14 protein-coding genes are annotated in these 16963 nt (G+C 45.7%); all 14 read right to left on the reverse strand.

Going from position 1 to position 16963, the window contains the following annotated elements; genetic code table 11:
• Window positions 1-73: 73 nt before the first annotated feature.
• Complete coding sequence (ftsZ, locus tag ICE88_RS03380) at window positions 74-1384, reverse strand: cell division protein FtsZ (protein WP_216249436.1); 1311 nt, start codon at window positions 1382-1384, stop codon at window positions 74-76.
• 70 nt (window positions 1385-1454) lie between these two features.
• Window positions 1455-2684, reverse strand: a complete 1230-nt coding sequence (gene ftsA / locus ICE88_RS03385) for a cell division protein FtsA (protein WP_216251833.1) — start codon at window positions 2682-2684, stop codon at window positions 1455-1457.
• A 5-nt stretch (window positions 2685-2689) separates the two neighbouring features.
• Window positions 2690-3508, reverse strand: coding sequence for a cell division protein FtsQ/DivIB (locus tag ICE88_RS03390; RefSeq protein WP_216249438.1), 819 nt, complete (start codon window positions 3506-3508; stop codon window positions 2690-2692).
• Window positions 3505-4491 carry a D-alanine--D-alanine ligase gene (locus ICE88_RS03395; RefSeq protein ID WP_216249440.1) on the reverse strand — a complete coding sequence of 329 codons (987 nt, stop codon included), beginning with the start codon at window positions 4489-4491 and terminating at the stop codon, window positions 3505-3507. The genes ICE88_RS03390 and ICE88_RS03395 overlap by 4 nt, the downstream gene beginning before the upstream one ends.
• On the reverse strand, window positions 4484-5917 hold the full coding sequence (gene murC, locus ICE88_RS03400; RefSeq protein ID WP_215290688.1) for a UDP-N-acetylmuramate--L-alanine ligase: 1434 nt from the start codon (window positions 5915-5917) through the stop codon (window positions 4484-4486). The genes ICE88_RS03395 and murC overlap by 8 nt, the downstream gene beginning before the upstream one ends.
• Window positions 5914-6996, reverse strand: a complete 1083-nt coding sequence (murG, locus tag ICE88_RS03405; RefSeq protein ID WP_216249442.1) for an undecaprenyldiphospho-muramoylpentapeptide beta-N-acetylglucosaminyltransferase — start codon at window positions 6994-6996, stop codon at window positions 5914-5916. Before murG ends, murC begins: the two co-directional genes overlap by 4 nt.
• On the reverse strand, window positions 6993-8258 hold the full coding sequence (gene ftsW, locus ICE88_RS03410; RefSeq protein ID WP_216249455.1) for a putative lipid II flippase FtsW: 1266 nt from the start codon (window positions 8256-8258) through the stop codon (window positions 6993-6995). Before ftsW ends, murG begins: the two co-directional genes overlap by 4 nt.
• Complete coding sequence (murD, locus tag ICE88_RS03415) at window positions 8255-9823, reverse strand: UDP-N-acetylmuramoyl-L-alanine--D-glutamate ligase (protein ID WP_370624424.1); 1569 nt, start codon at window positions 9821-9823, stop codon at window positions 8255-8257. Before murD ends, ftsW begins: the two co-directional genes overlap by 4 nt.
• 8 nt (window positions 9824-9831) lie before the next feature.
• Window positions 9832-11001, reverse strand: a complete 1170-nt coding sequence (gene mraY, locus ICE88_RS03420; RefSeq protein ID WP_215290683.1) for a phospho-N-acetylmuramoyl-pentapeptide-transferase — start codon at window positions 10999-11001, stop codon at window positions 9832-9834.
• Window positions 11001-12416 carry a UDP-N-acetylmuramoyl-tripeptide--D-alanyl-D-alanine ligase gene (gene murF / locus ICE88_RS03425; protein ID WP_216251838.1) on the reverse strand — a complete coding sequence of 472 codons (1416 nt, stop codon included), beginning with the start codon at window positions 12414-12416 and terminating at the stop codon, window positions 11001-11003. Before murF ends, mraY begins: the two co-directional genes overlap by 1 nt.
• An 11-nt stretch (window positions 12417-12427) precedes the next feature.
• Window positions 12428-13978, reverse strand: a complete 1551-nt coding sequence (locus tag ICE88_RS03430; protein ID WP_255535191.1) for a UDP-N-acetylmuramoyl-L-alanyl-D-glutamate--2,6-diaminopimelate ligase — start codon at window positions 13976-13978, stop codon at window positions 12428-12430.
• 5 nt (window positions 13979-13983) lie between these two features.
• Window positions 13984-15744 (reverse strand): penicillin-binding protein 2, encoded by a 1761-nt coding sequence (locus ICE88_RS03435; RefSeq protein ID WP_216249461.1) that lies wholly within the window; start codon window positions 15742-15744, stop codon window positions 13984-13986.
• Complete coding sequence (gene ftsL / locus ICE88_RS03440; protein WP_216249465.1) at window positions 15744-16007, reverse strand: cell division protein FtsL; 264 nt, start codon at window positions 16005-16007, stop codon at window positions 15744-15746. The genes ICE88_RS03435 and ftsL overlap by 1 nt, the downstream gene beginning before the upstream one ends.
• Window positions 16004-16954 carry a 16S rRNA (cytosine(1402)-N(4))-methyltransferase RsmH gene (gene rsmH / locus ICE88_RS03445; protein ID WP_216249468.1) on the reverse strand — a complete coding sequence of 317 codons (951 nt, stop codon included), beginning with the start codon at window positions 16952-16954 and terminating at the stop codon, window positions 16004-16006. Before rsmH ends, ftsL begins: the two co-directional genes overlap by 4 nt.
• Window positions 16955-16963: the final 9 nt, after the last annotated feature.

Consider the following 16963-nt stretch of genomic DNA (forward strand, 5'->3'; position numbering starts at 1 on the left):
TCGCAGGAGGCGCGTTACCACCGGCATCTGTATGCCATTGTTTTTTATACTTTTTTCTAATTACGACTAATTCTTAATCAGCTTGCTTACGTAAAAAAGCTGGAATATCGTAGTAATCAGCACCCTTATCCATCATTGCTTGCGCTTCTGGTGAACTATTTGCGCCCAAACGCGGCTCATTTGATTCACGATTGCTGCGAAACACTTTTGGCACATCATATTTTGCATAATCACTGGCAGATCCCACCGGCATCGCTGGCGCAGTCATGCTTGCGGCATTAACGTTGCTGGCTGTATTTGCCATAGCCATGGTTGCTGTTGCACTTTGTGGTGCGAAAGTACTTAAATCAGCCATGGTTGGTGCTGCATCATAAGTGCCTGTGGCTTGTGTATTACGCCAAATAACTTCAGGCTGCTTTTCTTTGCGCTTGCCACCATTTAAACCAGTAGCAACCACTGTGACACGCAAAGCATCACCCAAGCTTTCATCGTAAACGGTACCGAAGATCACTGTGGCATCTTCAGCAGCATATCCACGAATGGCGCCCATTACTTCACGAGTCTCTGACAACTTCAATGAACGGCTTGCTGTGATGTTCACCAACACGCCACGTGCACCTGATAAATCAACACCTTCAAGCAATGGTGATGCAACAGCAGCTTCAGCAGCTAAACGAGCACGATCCATACCAGAAACAGTGGCTGTTCCCATCATGGCTTTACCTTGCTCACTCATCACTGTTTTAACGTCTTCAAAGTCGACGTTAATCAAACCTTGCTCGTTGATGATTTCAGCGATACCGGCAACAGCGTTGTGCAATACATCATCTGCACAACCAAAGGCCTTGTCCATCTCAGCATCTTCACCCATGACTTCAAATAGTTTTTCATTAAGAACAACAATTAATGAATCTACATAGTTTTCAATTTCATGAGCACCAGCTTCAGCCACTTTGCCACGCTTAGCACCTTCAAAATCAAATGGCTTGCTGATCACGCCAACAGTCAAGATACCCATTTCTTTTGCAACTTGAGCAACCACTGGACCTGCGCCTGTGCCTGTACCACCACCCATACCGGCTGTGATAAAGACCATGTGTGCACCTTGCAATGCATCAGCAATGCGTGCCTTAGCTTCAACAGCAGAAGATGCACCTACTTCAGGCTTGGCACCAGCACCTAAACCTGTTGCACCCAACTGAATATTGACGCTTGCTTTAGAACGTTGAAGTGCACCTGCATCTGTGTTCATGCAAATGAACTCAACACCTTGTACACCACGACGAATCATGTGCTGCACAGCGTTACCGCCTGCACCGCCCACGCCGACCACTTTAATGATGGTCTTACCCGCCGGTTCTGCATCTAACATTTCAAATTCCATACTACCTCCTTATAACTACGGTTGACGACGACAAAAATAAAACTAAAAATCTTCTAATACTTCTAAATTCTTAAAAATTTCCCATGAACCACTCGCGCATACGCGCCATGATGTTTTGTATGGTTCCAGATTGCGCAACTCGGCGACCACGCACTAACTGCACACGCCCCTCCATCAACAAACCTAAACCTGTTGAATATCTTGGGCTTCTTAAAATTTCACTCAAATGTCCTTTGTACTCAGGGAAACCAACGCGCGCTGGCTTAGCAAAAACTTCTTCTGCCAATTCAACAACTCCCGGCATCAAGGCCGTGCCGCCAGTTAAAACAATTCCTGAAGAAACCAAATCTTCCATGCCTGATTCGCGCACCACTTGACGAACCAAACTCAATAACTCTTCAACACGTGGCTCGATCACTGCAGATAAAGCTTGGCGTGACATAGAGCGAGCTTCGCGATCACCAACACCCGGAACCTCAATGGTTTCATTTGGGTTGGCCATGCTTTGGCGTGCAATACCAAAATGAATTTTGAGATCTTCTGCATCGATGGTTGGAGTGCGCAACGCCATTGCAATGTCATTGGTGATTTGATCGCCAGCAATTGGAATCACTGCCGTGTGACGGATCGCTCCTTGACTAAAAATCGCGATATCGGTTGTACCGCCACCGATATCCACCAACACAACACCCAATTCTTTTTCATCTTCGGTTAAGACCGCAACACTTGAAGCCAAAGGTTGCAAAATCAGATCATTCACTTCTAGACCACAACGACGCACACACTTCACAATGTTTTGCGCAGCACTGACCGCACCAGTGACGATGTGCACCTTGACCTCTAAGCGAATACCGCTCATACCAATTGGTTCTCGCACATCTTCTTGTCCATCAATGATGAATTCTTGAGTGAGGATGTGAAGGATTTGTTGATCAGTTGGAATATTGATTGCTTTAGCTGTTTCAATTACTCGCTCAACATCACCCGCAGACACTTCTTTGTCACGGATTGCCACCATACCTGTTGAATTAAAACTGTGAATGTGGTTTCCAGCGATGCCTGTGAACACTTGCGCAATGCGACGATCAGCCATCACCTCAGCTTCTTCAAGCGCTTTTTGAATAGACTGAACAGTGGCCTCAATATTGACGACCACACCTTTTTTCAATCCTTTAGAACTGACTTGACCAAGACCCACGACATTGAATTGACCATCTGGATTTAACTCAGCCACCAAAGCAACCACTTTGGATGTGCCAATATCCAAACCAACAATTAAATCTTTTGTGTCTTTACTGATAACGCTCACAGTTTTTTTCCTATATTGATGGCATAGCCATTGGCATAACGAAGGTCAATTGAATCAACTCGCTGACCCCATTTCTCTTGAACCTGTGGCCAACTCTTAATCAAACGCTCAACACTTAATTGAATCTGCTTTGCATCGCGCTCATCCAGCTCTCGACCCAATTCAATATTCAAGTTATTACTCAATTTGGCTCTCCAGGCATAGCGGGAAGAGAGCTCAAGACTTTTCACACTCGCTTGCCAGGGCTCAAACCAAAGATTCAGCTGCTGGTATTTTCTAAAGACCTCTTTATTACTTCCCTCTGGACCGCTGAATCTCAACAATGAAGCGCTGTCCTCTGCTTCTGCCATATTTGCGATAAATACTTCACCAAAGGTGTTGATTAATTTGGGCGTTTCACCAACCCACACTCCCAAAGCTTGATGTTCTTCGATCGCCACCACAATTCCGTTAGGCCATTCACGACGCACACTGGCTCGACGCACCCAAGGCATCGTCTCAAAGGCCTGTCTTGCTTGATCCAAACGAATCGTGAAAAAATTACCCTTCACTTGATCTAAAGCACGGGTTTTAATTGTTGGTAAATTCACATGCTTGAGTTCACGACCATTCAATGACTCAACTGTTAAGTGATTCAAAGTGAACACTGGTTTTTGACCTAACCAGAATAGAAGCCATCCACACGTCACCAACAAAGCAATCAATAACAACAAATTTGCCATCGCACGCATCATCTTGGCGTGATTCCAGATCGGGCCAAACACCGTGGCACTCATAGAACCTAAAAAGCTGAAGAAGATGCGCAAGAATTTCATGAATGAATACCTGCCTTACTTAATAGCCACAACACCAAATCAGCATATTCAACACCGGCTGCTTTAGCCGCCATTGGCACCAATGAATGACCAGTCATACCAGGCGCTGTATTCATTTCTAGTAGATAAGGTTGATTGGTCTTGCGATCAATCATCACGTCCGCACGACCCCAACCTTTACAGCCCAAGGCACGGTATGCACTCAAAGCAAGTTCTTGTACTTTTGTCTCAAGCGCCAAATCCAAACCTGTTGGGCACAAGTACTTGGTGTCGTCTGAAAAATATTTATTGTGATAATCGTAATTAGAGTCTGGGGCCACGATTCTGATGACCGGCAATGCTCGCGCATTCTCGCCATCGCCAACGATTGGACAAGTTAGCTCTTCACCGATGATGCATTGCTCAGCCATCACATCACGATCTAACTTCGCCGCCAACGCATACGCTGCCGGCAAATCTTCTGCCTTCGTGACTTTGCTCAAACCAAGAGATGAACCCTCTCTGGCTGGCTTGACAATGATCGGTAGTCCAAGATCTTGGATAATTTTTTGCCAATCACTCTTGGCATTTAACATTGCAAATCGAGGAGTGGCCAAATCAAAGCTGGACCATAATCGCTTGGTCGCTTGTTTATCAATCGCAAGAGCAGAAGCCAATACACCACTGCCGGTATAAGGCAAATTCATTTGCTCCAGCAGACCTTGCATCGTGCCGTCTTCACCATAACGACCATGGAGGGCAATGAAGACTCGATCAAATTTCTGCGCGACTAATTCTGTGATGGCTTGTTGGCCTGAATCAAAAGCATGAGCATTCACACCCTTTGAAATCAAAGCATCTAAAACACCTTTGCCTGACATCAAAGAAATATCTCTTTCACCCGATTTACCGCCAAGCAACACTCCGACCTTGCCCAAGGTAGCAACATTCACTTGTGACAAATCTTTTTGTACCTCTTCGCTCCAATTAATCAGATTAGGCATTTGAACCTCCTGCCAATTTTCCTGGAACAGCAGAGATGGATCCTGCACCCATGGTGATGATCACATCACCATCGCGCGCCATACTCATCACCAAATTAGGCAATTCATTCACATCTTTTATAAATTTAGTATTGGCAACATCCAATAAGCGACCTTCTTCTTTGGCCTTTGCTAAAGCTTTGATCAAAGCCTCTCCATCAGCACCGGAAATTCGAGCCTCACCCGCTGGATAAACTTCGGTCAAAGCCAAAGCATCCACACCTTGAAGAACTCGCACAAACTCACCAAAGCAGTCACGTGTTCTGGTGTAACGATGTGGCTGGAATGCCAGCAATAATCGACGGCCTGGGAAGGCTCCTCTGGTTGCAGAGAGTGTTGCTGCCATCTCTACAGGATGATGACCGTAATCATCAATCACAGTGCATGTGCCACCCTGAGGCAACTTCACTTCTCCATAACGTTGGAAACGACGGCCAACGCCGTGGAATTCTTTCAAGGCTTTAACGATAGCTGCATCACTCACACCCAACTCAGTGGCAATCGCAATCGCTGCAAGTGCGTTACGCACATTATGTAAGCCAGGTAAATTCAATGTGACCTTCAATGGCCCTGGTGTATCACCATGACGACGCACGGTATGTCGCAAGGCTGTGAAATGCATCTGAGGACCATCGGCAACAACATCAATAGCGCGCACATCAGCATCTTCAGATAAGCCATACCCAAGAATTGGTTGTGACACAAACGGCAAAATATCGCGCACGTTTTGATCATCAACGCACAGCACAGCAACGCCATAAAACGGCATGCGTTGCGTGAATTGCACGAAGGCTTGTTTTAACTTAGCCATATCGTGCTGATAAGTGTCCATGTGATCAGCATCAATGTTAGTGATCACCTCAATCACTGGCAACAAGTTCAAGAAGGATGCGTCTGATTCATCGGCTTCGGCCACAATGAAATCACCAGTGCCTAAACGTGCATTTGCACCAGCAGACGTTAATTTGCCGCCAATCACAAACGTTGGATCCAAACCACCCTCAGCCAAAACTGAAGCCAACAAACTGGTCGTGGTTGTTTTGCCATGAGTGCCTGCAATAGCAATGCCCTGCTTTAAGCGCATCAACTCACCCAGCATCACAGCTCTTGGCACAATTGGAATACGAGCCGCACGGGCAGCCAAGACTTCTGGGTTGTCTCCAGTAACAGCTGTTGAAATAACAACTGCTTCTGCACTACCCACATTCTTGGCATGATGACCAATGGTGATTTCTGCACCACATTCACGCAAACGTTTGGTGGTTGCACTTTCAGCCATGTCTGAGCCACTCACCTTGTAACCAAGATTGAGTAACACCTCAGCAATACCGCTCATGCCTGCACCACCAATGCCGACAAAATGAATTTGATGAAGAATGTGCTTCATGACTGAACCGCTCTCTTAGATAACATTTGACAGATTTCTGCAACATCTTTGGTTGCATTTGGCTTGGCTTGACTCAAAGCACGTTCAGCCATATTTGATAACTCTGTGCGATTAACTGTTTGCAAATAATCAGCCAATGAATCTGCTGTCATATCAGCTTGCGGCATCAGCACAGCAGCGCCCGCCTCTGAAAGAAATTTTGCATTCGACGTTTGATGATCATCCACGGCGTATGGGAAGGGCACCAAATACGAAGCCACACCCACCGCTGAAATTTCTGCCACAGTCATCGCACCTGCTCGGCAAATCACTAAATCTGCTTTTGCATAAGCTGTCACCATGTCATCAATGAATGGCACAACTTCTGCCTCAACATTCAAGCTCGCGTATTTTTGGCGCAATTGATCAAGGTGCTTCTCACCTGCTTGGTGGATCACCGATGGTCTAGATTCAGTTGGAATCTTTGCAAGGGCTTCTGGGACCACTTCATTCAATGCCGCAGCTCCCAAACTACCACCCACCACCAAAATCTGTAAACGACCAGATCTTGCTGAGTAACGAGCTTGTGGAGATTCAATTTGACTCATGCCAGCACGCAATGGATTACCCAACCAAACAGCACCCGGCAATGCATTTGGAAATGCGCACAAAGTTTTATCTGCAACTTTGGCCAATACTTTATTGGCTAAACCAGCGATTGAATTTTGCTCATGCAAAACCAATGGCTTACCCAATAAAACACTCATCATTCCAGCCGGGAATGTGACATAACCACCCATGCCCAACACAACATCGGGCTTTACTCGACGCAATACTTGAATGCTTTGCCAAAATGCTCGTAATAAATTAAATGGCAACAACACCAATGTTTTGATTCCCTTGCCTCTTAAGCCACCAAACTGAATGGATTCAAAAGCAAAACCGCGAGGCGGCACCAAGCGGTATTCCATGCCCTTGGCATTCCCCAACCAAGAAACATTCCAACCATGCTCACGCAAATATTCAGCCACAGCCAAGCCTGGGAAAATATGCCCGCCAGTACCACCAGCCATGACCAATAAAGTGGGTGAGTGCGTCATAACTTGCCACCCCTCATCAACACTCTGTTCTCAACGTCAATCTTTAACAAGATGGCAACGGCCACAGCATTCATCATCAAACCTGAGCCACCAAAACTAACAAACGGCAAGGTCAAGCCCTTGGTCGGCAAGATGCCTAAGTTAACGCCCATATTGATGAAAGCCTGCCAACCAATCCAAATCGCAATGCCTTTTGCAACCAAGCCAGCAAAACTTCGATCCAATTGCAAAGCTGTTCGACCAATCAAGAATGCTCGTCGAACAATCCAATAAAAAATTGCGATGACAACAGCCACACCAACAAATCCCAACTCTTCGCCAATCACTGCCAAAATAAAATCTGTATGAGCTTCTGGTAAGTAATGGAGTTTTTCAATACTTCCACCCAGACCAACTCCGAACCACTCCCCTCGGCCAAATGCCATGAGTGAATGCGTTAATTGATAGGCCTTACCAGCTGCAAACTCCTCATTCCAAGGATCAAGGTAAGCAAAAATACGCTGTCTTCTAAATTCAGAAAAGATGATGATGGAAGCAAAACTACCAATGGCCAATACTGTCAGTGCACCAAATAATTTAGCGTTGATGCCACCTAAAAATAATAAGCCCATCGCAATCACGGCAATCACCATGAAAGCGCCCATGTCAGGCTGCCATAACAACAACACACCCACGGCAATGACAGCGGCACCCATTGGCAGTAAACCCTTGACCAAGGTATGTAAATATTCTTGACGTTGGACGGTGTACCAAGCTGCAAACAAAACAACCGCTAACTTCATCAATTCTGATGGCTGGAAATTTGTAATACCCATTGGTATCCAACGCTTTGCACCGTTGACCCCTTTACCAACTCCTGGAATCAATACAAAGATCAGCATGATGAATGCCAAAGCAAAAATGGCGGGTGCTAAACGATCCCAAACTTTAAGAGGTACTTTGAAAGCAAAAATACCTACTGTGAAAGCAATTGCAATAGAGATGCCATGTCTGACTAAAAAGTGACTGTTGCTGTATTTGGCATATTTAGGGCCATCTGGCAAAGCAATCGATGCCGAATAAACCATCACAAGACCCAATGTCACGAGAATCAAAACAGCCCATAACAAAGGTTGGTCGTATTCCATCATTCGTGAACGAGTTGGACGAACCACAGTTGTGGCGTCACGCAATCCCAAACGAAAATCTTCGAAACCCTCTTTGATGCCACCTTTGACACCACTGATGCCATTAGCACTAAAACGTTTGAAGAATTGAATCATGCGCTCACCTGACCTTTCAAGCTAGCTAAATCACTCACCGCATCAACGAAGACTTGAGCGCGGTGCGCGTAATCTTTGAACATGTCAAAACTTGCACAAGCTGGTGACAACAAGACCAAGTCACCTGATTCTGCCATCTCAGCCGCTAACTCAACCGCTCGCTCCAAAGTATCAGCATCACAGATGCTGATGCCTGATGACTCGACTGCACTTCTGATTGCTGGCGCATCTCTACCAATCAAGATGATCGCTTTGGCGTGACGTGCAAGTGCTTGGCTCAATGGAGAGAAATCTTGCCCTTTACCTTCACCACCTGCAATCAAAATGATTTTTGCGCGAGCACTTGATGCAGAGCTTGACTGACCCAAACCATTCAAAGCAGCCAAGGTAGCGCCGACATTCGTACCTTTACTATCATCGATGTATTCAACACCCTCAACGATCGCAACTGTCTGCATGCGATGTGGCTCACCTTTGTACTCACGCAAACCGTGCAATAGAGGACCCATCGGAACATCAATAGCAGCGCTGAGTGCTAAAGCTGCTAAGGCGTTACTTGCGTTATGTCTTCCTTTGATGCGCAAAGCATCTGCAGGCATCAAGCGCTTCAGCCTCAAAGGCTCGTCATCCAAATCTGCTTTTTTACGACGACGCTTTGCTTTTAACTCAAGAGCTTCTGCATCAGGCTCAGCCCACACCAACCAATCGATACCACCAGCAGCTGTGTCATGGAATACACCAAACGCATCTTCTTCAGTGGGTGCTTCAACCCCAAAGGTGATCGTACGATTCATATCAGACTGCATGTTCATCACACTGTCGTCATCGCGATTTAATACAGCGATCGTATTAGGGCTGAAAATTCTGGCCTTTGCTGCCGCATATTGTTCAAAATCACCATGCCAATCCAAATGGTCTTGGGTCACATTCAAAACAGTCGCGGCATCCGCATGAAGACTGTAGGTATGCTGAAGCTGGAAACTAGAAAGTTCTAAAACCCAAACATCTGGCAATTCTTCGATATCCAATAACTTATCTAAAGCGGCCGGACTGATATTGCCTGCGACTGCCACAGACTTGCCTGCTCTTTCACAGAGTAAGCCTGTTAGTACAGTGGTCGTTGTTTTGCCATTCGTGCCAGTGATGGCAATCACTTTAACCGCGTAGTTTTGCTCGTCTTTTAATGCTTGAATCGCTTGTGCAAAAAATTCAATCTCACTCCACACTGGAATTTCTTTTTCTGCAGCATTCGCTAAAAAGGATTGAACCGGCTCTTGCAATGGCGATAGACCTGGGCTGATTGCAATCACGTCCGTGTTGTTCAACAACTCTGCAGACAATCCACCAAAATGAATATCTTTGATAGCCATATCTTTGACTGCTTGGTGATATTTTTTCGCACCATCAGATAACTGCTCAACTGATCTGGTATCGGCCACAGATACCTTTGCACCTTGTGCGACACACCAACGCACCATGGCAGCGCCTGACTCTCCCAAGCCAAGGACCAAGACCCTCATTGCCTGAGGACGCTCTTTGCCAAATGGATGCTGTAATTGAATCACTCTTTTTCCTATCGCAACTTCAAGCTAGATAAACCAATCAACACCAACAAAATGGTGATGATCCAAAAGCGCACCACCACCTGTGTTTCTTTCCAACCACTTAATTCAAAGTGGTGATGCAGTGGTGCCATTTTGAAAATTCGTCGACCTTCGCCGTACACCTTTTTGGTGAACTTGAACCAAACCACTTGCATGATCACTGACACTGTTTCAGCCACAAAAATTCCGCCCATGACGAACAAAACAATTTCTTGTCTCACGATCACAGCCACAGTGCCCAAAGCACCACCAAGTGCAAGAGCACCAACATCACCCATGAAGACTTGCGCGGGATGCGTGTTGAACCATAAAAATGCCAAACCAGCGCCACTCATGGCACCACAGAAAATCATCAGCTCGCCAGCACCAGGAATGTATGGAAATAAAAGATACTTGGTGTAAATCGCATTACCCATCACATAAGCAAACACGCCCAATGCTGCACCCACCAAAATCACCGGCATGATCACCAAGCCATCCAAACCATCTGTTAGGTTGACGGCATTCGAACTTCCCACAATCACCAAATACGTTAGAACGATGAAACCAAGCACACCAAGTGGATAGCTGATTTCTTTAAAGAAAGGCACATATAAATTTGATTTGGCTGGCAAATCAATTGAGAAACCGCTCTGCACCCAATTAATAAAAAGTTCTAAAACCTTTAGGTTATTCACTTCTGAAACAGAAAATGCCAAGTAAATAGCAGCAAATAGACCAATCAATGACTGCCAAAAGTATTTCTCTTTAGAGGCCATACCCTTGGGATCGCGATAAACAACTTTGCGATAGTCATCAACCCAACCAATAGCGCCAAAACCCAAAGTCACGATCAACACAATCCAAATGAAACGATTGGATAGATCAGCCCAGAGCAATGTTGAGATCGCAATACCAATCAAAATCAACACACCACCCATGGTGGGCGTTCCAGTTTTCACCAAATGAGTTTGCGGCCCATCGGTGCGAACTGCCTGACCTACTTTCATCGCTGTTAAACGACGAATGACCCAAGGGCCAAAAAACAATCCTATCAATCCAGCCGTCAAGGTCGCCATCACGGCTCTGAGAGTGATGTAGTTGATGACCCGTAAAAACCCAAAGTCATCTTGTAGTAATTGTGCAAGCCATAGCAACATCAGTTCATCTCCTCTGCGAGAGCTTTAACAACTCTTTCCATGCGCATAAAGCGCGATCCCTTAACCAGAAGAGTCACTTCTTCATGATTTTTTCTTGCATGCAATGATTTATTCAATTCTGTGCAAAGCTCTGTAACATCAGCAAAGTGCTGAGCCACATTTCCCTGAGTGGCAGACGCTTGATAAGCATCCACAGCTTCTTTACTCAAGTCACCCAAAGCAAATAATTTTTGAATGCCTTTTTCACCAGCGTAATGACCAACTTCGCGATGGAACTCTGGTCCTTGATTGCCCACTTCACCCATATCACCTAGAACAAGCCAAGCTGCTGTTTTTATATTGGATAAAACATCAATGGCGGCTCGAACAGAATCAGGATTGGCGTTGTAACTATCATCAATGACAGTGATGTCATTATTCAGTGAATGTTTTTGCATTCTGCCGTTGACTGGCAAGAAAGACTCCAAGCCCGCTTGAATCATCGCTGGCGATATCCCTGCCGCAATTGCCACAGCTGATGCGGCAACAGCATTGCAAGCGTTGTGATCTCCCAAGATCTTTAACATCACTTTAATATCACCCTGTGGAGTATGAATCGCCATCTGACCAGTTGCTTGATCAAGCCACTCACCCCACACAGTCGCTGCTTGATTAAACGCAAAATCAATCACCGTTCGCTGATCAGATATTTTTTTCCAATAAGCACTGTATTCAGAATCAGCTGGATAAACAGCCACGCCATTTGTTGGCAATGCCTTAATCGCCAAAGCATGCTCTTGTGCTACAGCATCAACGGTCTCCATGAACTCTTGATGCTCACGCTGAGCATTGTTGATCAATGCAATTGTTGGTTTTGCAATATTTGCTAATAAGGCCGTTTCGCCTGGATGGTTCATGCCCAGCTCAATAACTGCCAACTCATGCTTCAAATCAAGGCGCAAGAGCGTCAAAGGCAAGCCAATCTCATTGTTGAAGTTACCTTGGGTCGCAAGCGCTTTATCAATGCCAACGGCAGATTCAAAAATACTTTGAATCATGCCCTTCACAGTTGTCTTCCCATTGCTGCCCGTAACAATCGCGACCTGCTTTAAATTGCGCTGACTGCAGTACTGCTTCCAGTTGCTTGATAAGGTTTGCAAAGCTTGTTGAGTATCTTTGACCACAACCGCTGGAAAATCTTTAGGTAATTTCTCAACTGAACTCACCAAGCAAGCCATCGCTCCTTTGGCCTGCACATCACTTAAAAAGTCATGTGCATCAAATTTCTCACCGCGCAAGGCAATGAATAAATCACCAGCTGCAACTTGTCGACTGTCACTGATGAATCGTTTGATGGCTTGATCGATTGATGGCATGTTCAACAACTGAGCATCTGGCAAAAACTCTGAAATCATCGATAAAGGCATGTGTTGCATGTTGAGGCTCATCAGGCAACACCCCCCATGGCCAATTGCACATGAACTCGATCAGAGAATGGATGTTTTTTTCCTGCGATCTCTTGAATTTCTTCGTGACCTTTACCCGCAATTAAAATCACATCTTCTGGTTTGGCTTGTCTGATTGTTTGCAAGATGGCCGTCGCGCGATCAGCATTCACTTGCGCCTTCTCAGGCACTTCGAAACCACTCAAGATATCAGCCATGATTTTTTCTGGGACTTCGCTGCGAGGGTTGTCGCTGGTCACCATCACATGATCCGCGATGCTTTCTGCAATTCGACCCATGATTGGTCGCTTCAGTGGATCACGATCACCGCCACAACCAAACACACACCAAAGTTGACCAGCTCTTTGCTTTGCAATATCGCGCAATGTTTTAAGAACTTGCTCTAGAGCATCAGGGGTGTGGGCAAAATCAATCACCGCCATCAGCTGCTGAGCAGTTGTTCGAGGAACTAATTCCATGCGTCCTTGAACGGCTTGCAATGCCTCGATAGAATTTTTAGCACTCTTGATCGTTTTTCCACCAGCCAACAAACAAGCAAACACTGCCAAAGCATTGCTGACATTAAAAGCACCCACCATGCGAGTTTGAATCAAACCAGCATCCTCACCATCAACGATAAGCTGAAACTTCATGCCCTGATCATTCATTTGAAGATCAGTGGCAAGTATTTTTCTAAATGATTGCTTTGCAAAACATGGCAAAGACAATAAATTTTCTGATTTGTTGGCGTAAGCCCAAACAGTGATATCGGCATCACCCATCTTTTTTGCCAAATACTGCAAGCACTCTTGGCCAAAAGAATCATCAGCATTCACCACGACATGTTTAATGCCTGGTAAATCCAATATTTTCTTTTTAGCAGCAGCGTACTGTTTCATATCACCGTGGTAATCCAGGTGATCCTGACTCAAATTCGTGATCACAACCGTATCAAAGTAAGTGCCATTCACACGACCTTGATCCAAAGCATGTGAAGATACTTCGACAGCCACACTGCGCGCACCATTTTTTTGAATGTCTTTTAACAAACTCTGCATGCGCGCGGCATCAGGTGTTGTAAAACCAGTCATGGTCAGATCATTCACAAGCCCAGCGCCCAAAGTACCAATCACGCCACATGGTTCATCAGCACTGTGTAATGCTTGTGACAACCACTGACTGATTGTTGTTTTGCCATTGGTGCCAGTAATACCCATCACTCTCATTGATTGACTGGCATGACCATACCAATTCGCTGCAATTTCTCCAGCCTGCTCAGCCAAATCATTCACAGCAACACACCGCTTATCTTTACAAACTGCTTTTAATTCTTCAGTCAGGCCACTTGGCTCATACAAGACCAATGCAGCACCCAAACTCAATGCTTGAGTAATGTGAACACGGTTATCTGATAACTGTCTGCTATTGCCAACCGGGTAAGCCAGCATCACATCTCCAGCCTTCAATACTCTTGTGTCTGATGTCATGTGAGCATCAGGCTTTACATGCTCACTGAGCAATGATTCAAGAGGGATGGAGTTGATTGGCAACATGGCGTTCATCTGCTCAATGACACCTTTTGCGTTGAACCATTTGGTCCAAGCTGTAATTCTTTATCAACCATTTGCTTAACTGCTGCATCAGGCAAAACATTCATGGTGCGCAAAGTACCTGCAACAATATTTGCAAATGCAGGCGCTGCAACAACACCACCGTAATAACCACCGGCACTTGGCTCATCCACCATCACAGCGACAACAATTCTTGGAGCGCTCATCGGAGCCATGCCCACAAAAAAGCCCCGGTATTTATTACTTGCGTAACCCTTGCCTTCAACCTTGTGAGCTGTACCAGTTTTGCCGCCCACGCGGTAACCCATGGTTTGAGCATTGGTTGCAGTGCCACCCGTTTGCGTCACAAGTTCTAACATCTCTCGCATTTGTATGGCTGTCTTAGCAGAGATAACTTGTGTGCCTTTTGGAACACCGCTCGTCTTATAAATGGTGGCGGGTACAAGCTCACCATCTCGCGCAAAAATACTGTATGCACGTGCCATCTGGAATAAAGAAGCAGATAAGCCATAGCCGTATGACATGGTGGCTTGCTCAATCGGCACCCAATTTTTATATGGTCTCAATCTTCCAGCAACCGCTCCTGGGAAACCTAAATTAGGTGCTTGACCTAAGCCAACGGCTTGGAACATTTCCCACATTTCTTGTGGCTGCAACTGCATGGCCATTTTCACGGTACCAATGTTGCTCGACTTTTGCACAATCTCTGAAACAGTTAACACTGGATAAGGATGGGTGTCTGTGATGGCTTTTTTACCAATCACCATCGATTTACCAATAGGCATAGAAGTATTTGGTTGCACCAAACCTTTTTCTAGAGCCAATGAAATCGCAAATGGCTTCATCGTTGAGCCAGGTTCAAATGTATCTGTGAGCACTCGATTTCTTAATTGCTCACCACTCAAATTAGTTCTTGAATTTGGGTTATAGGTTGGCCAGTTAGCTAAGGCAAGAACTTCACCAGTCTGCACATCCAACACAACAGCGCCGGCTGCTTTGGCACGGTGTTTTTCTGCAATTGCTTTTAATTCATTAAATGCTAAAAACTGTACTTTGCTATCAATCGATAACTGCAAGTCTGCGCCGTCTTTGGGTGGATGAATAATTCCCAACCCCTCAACATAACGCCCTAGTCGATCTTGGATCACGCGACGACGTCCCGGTTGGCCGGCCAATTCTTTTTCTTTCGCCAACTCCATACCTTCTTGACCGCGATCTTCAACGTTGGTGAAACCAACGATGTGAGCCATGGCTTCGCCTTCTGGATACAAGCGCTTGTATTCATTGTTTTGCGCAATACCAGGAATACCTAGTTCTCTGATTTGCTTTGCGACATCCAAATCAACTTGACGCTTCAAGAACACTTGGTTTCTTTCAGAAGCAAATTTTTTGCGCAACTCCGCTTCACTGACTTCTAACAATTTAGCCAGTTGTGAAATTTTCTCTTTGGATAAATCTTCAGGAATCGCATCAGGGAATGCAATGATGGCCTTGGCCAACAAGCTTGTTGCCAAAACCTCACCATGACGATCTAAAATTTTTCCGCGGCTTGCAGGCATTTCAATTGAGCGCAAGGTCGCTTTATTACCCTTTTCTTCATAAAAAGAATTACCAAAGCCTTGCACCCACATGGCACGCACCACCAATGCGATAAAACCAATGAAGATTAAAAACAAAATGAGTCTTGAGCGCCACATAGGTAGGCGCAAGACCAAATTAGGCGTGGAAGAAAAAGATATCTGCGCCATTAATCAACCACCACATATTGTGTTCGACCAGGATTGATCGCTTGCATTCTTAATTGCTTGCGAGCAATGTCCGTGATTCGTGAAGACTTAGATAAATTTCTTTGCTCGTATTCCAAGCGAAGCCATTCTTGATTCAAACGTCGCTCTTCAGTTTGTGCTCTTTCAAGAGCCACATACAGCGACCTGGTTTTTTGTTGAGCGGCCACCAAAGATAATGAACACAACATCAAAATAATCAAAAGAATGATGGTCGAGCGATTCATGAAGCGGCTCCCATTGGAACAGTCTTCATTTTTCGCATCACTCTCAAAATGGCTGAGCGAGCACGTGGATTTTCTTGAACTTCTTGCTCACTTGGTTTGATGCGACCCAATAACTCTGCCTGTGGTTTTGGCATTTGGTTTTCAGTCAAAGGTAAACCTCTTGGCACTGACACCTTAGATAAACCTTGCATGAACTGCTTCACGATTCGATCTTCTAAAGAATGAAAGCTGATGACGGCCAATAGGCCGCCTGGTTTGAGGCAGTTAAAAGCTGCTCTCAACCCACTCTCCAAGTCGGTGAGTTCTTGGTTGATATAAATCCGTATAGCTTGAAAGGTGCGCGTGGCCGGATCTTGGCCCGCTTCGCGGGTGCGGACGACACTAGCCACGAGCGACGCGAGTTCTCCGGTCCTAGTGAGGGAATCGCCTTGCTCTCTGCGAGCAACAATCGCCTTTGCAATCTGTAAAGCAAACCGTTCTTCCCCATACTCTTTAATGACCCTCGCTATGTCTTTTTGTTCTGCTACTGCCAACCATTCCGCTGCACTTTGTCCACGAGTGGTGTCCATCCGCATATCCAATGGACCATCGCCTCGAAATGAAAAACCACGACTTGGATCGTCGATTTGTGGAGAGCTGATCCCCAGATCCAAGAGCACGCCATCGATCGAGTCGCTCGGCACTTGCTCTGCCATTGATGCAAAGCTCTCGTGAATAATTTGAAAACGCGGATCTTGAATTGTTGTTGCTTCTGCAATCGCTTGAAGATCTTTGTCGAAGGCAATCAACTTTGATTGCGCATTGAGATGCTTCAGTATTTCTCTGCTGTGACCACCGCGACCAAATGTGCCATCGATGATGATTGATTGCTGTTCTGATGAAGTCGATTCTCCCAATACCGAGGTGACTGCCTCGGCCAGCAATACTGGGCGATGGGTAAATGTCATGGTCGGCCA

The sequence above is a fragment of the Polynucleobacter sp. AM-26B4 genome (assembly GCF_018882285.1).
Classification (GTDB): Bacteria; Pseudomonadota; Gammaproteobacteria; order Burkholderiales; family Burkholderiaceae; genus Polynucleobacter.

Bases quoted from the DNA above. Each gene is read 5' to 3' on its own strand.
- ftsZ (WP_216249436.1), bottom strand. From the start codon at position 1,384: ATGGAATTTGAAATGTTAGATGCAGAACCGGCGGGTAAGACCATCATT.
- ICE88_RS03390 (WP_216249438.1), bottom strand. From the start codon at position 3,508: ATGAAATTCTTGCGCATCTTCTTCAGCTTTTTAGGTTCTATGAGTGCC.
- ICE88_RS03395 (WP_216249440.1), bottom strand. From the start codon at position 4,491: ATGCCTAATCTGATTAATTGGAGCGAAGAGGTACAAAAAGATTTGTCA.
- murC (WP_215290688.1), bottom strand. From the start codon at position 5,917: ATGAAGCACATTCTTCATCAAATTCATTTTGTCGGCATTGGTGGTGCA.
- murG (WP_216249442.1), bottom strand. From the start codon at position 6,996: ATGACGCACTCACCCACTTTATTGGTCATGGCTGGTGGTACTGGCGGG.
- ftsW (WP_216249455.1), bottom strand. From the start codon at position 8,258: ATGATTCAATTCTTCAAACGTTTTAGTGCTAATGGCATCAGTGGTGTC.
- mraY (WP_215290683.1), bottom strand. From the start codon at position 11,001: ATGTTGCTATGGCTTGCACAATTACTACAAGATGACTTTGGGTTTTTA.
- murF (WP_216251838.1), bottom strand. From the start codon at position 12,416: ATGCAACACATGCCTTTATCGATGATTTCAGAGTTTTTGCCAGATGCT.
- ICE88_RS03430 (WP_255535191.1), bottom strand. From the start codon at position 13,978: ATGTTGCCAATCAACTCCATCCCTCTTGAATCATTGCTCAGTGAGCAT.
- ICE88_RS03435 (WP_216249461.1), bottom strand. From the start codon at position 15,744: ATGGCGCAGATATCTTTTTCTTCCACGCCTAATTTGGTCTTGCGCCTA.
- ftsL (WP_216249465.1), bottom strand. From the start codon at position 16,007: ATGAATCGCTCGACCATCATTCTTTTGATTATTTTGATGTTGTGTTCA.
- rsmH (WP_216249468.1), bottom strand. From the start codon at position 16,954: ATGACATTTACCCATCGCCCAGTATTGCTGGCCGAGGCAGTCACCTCG.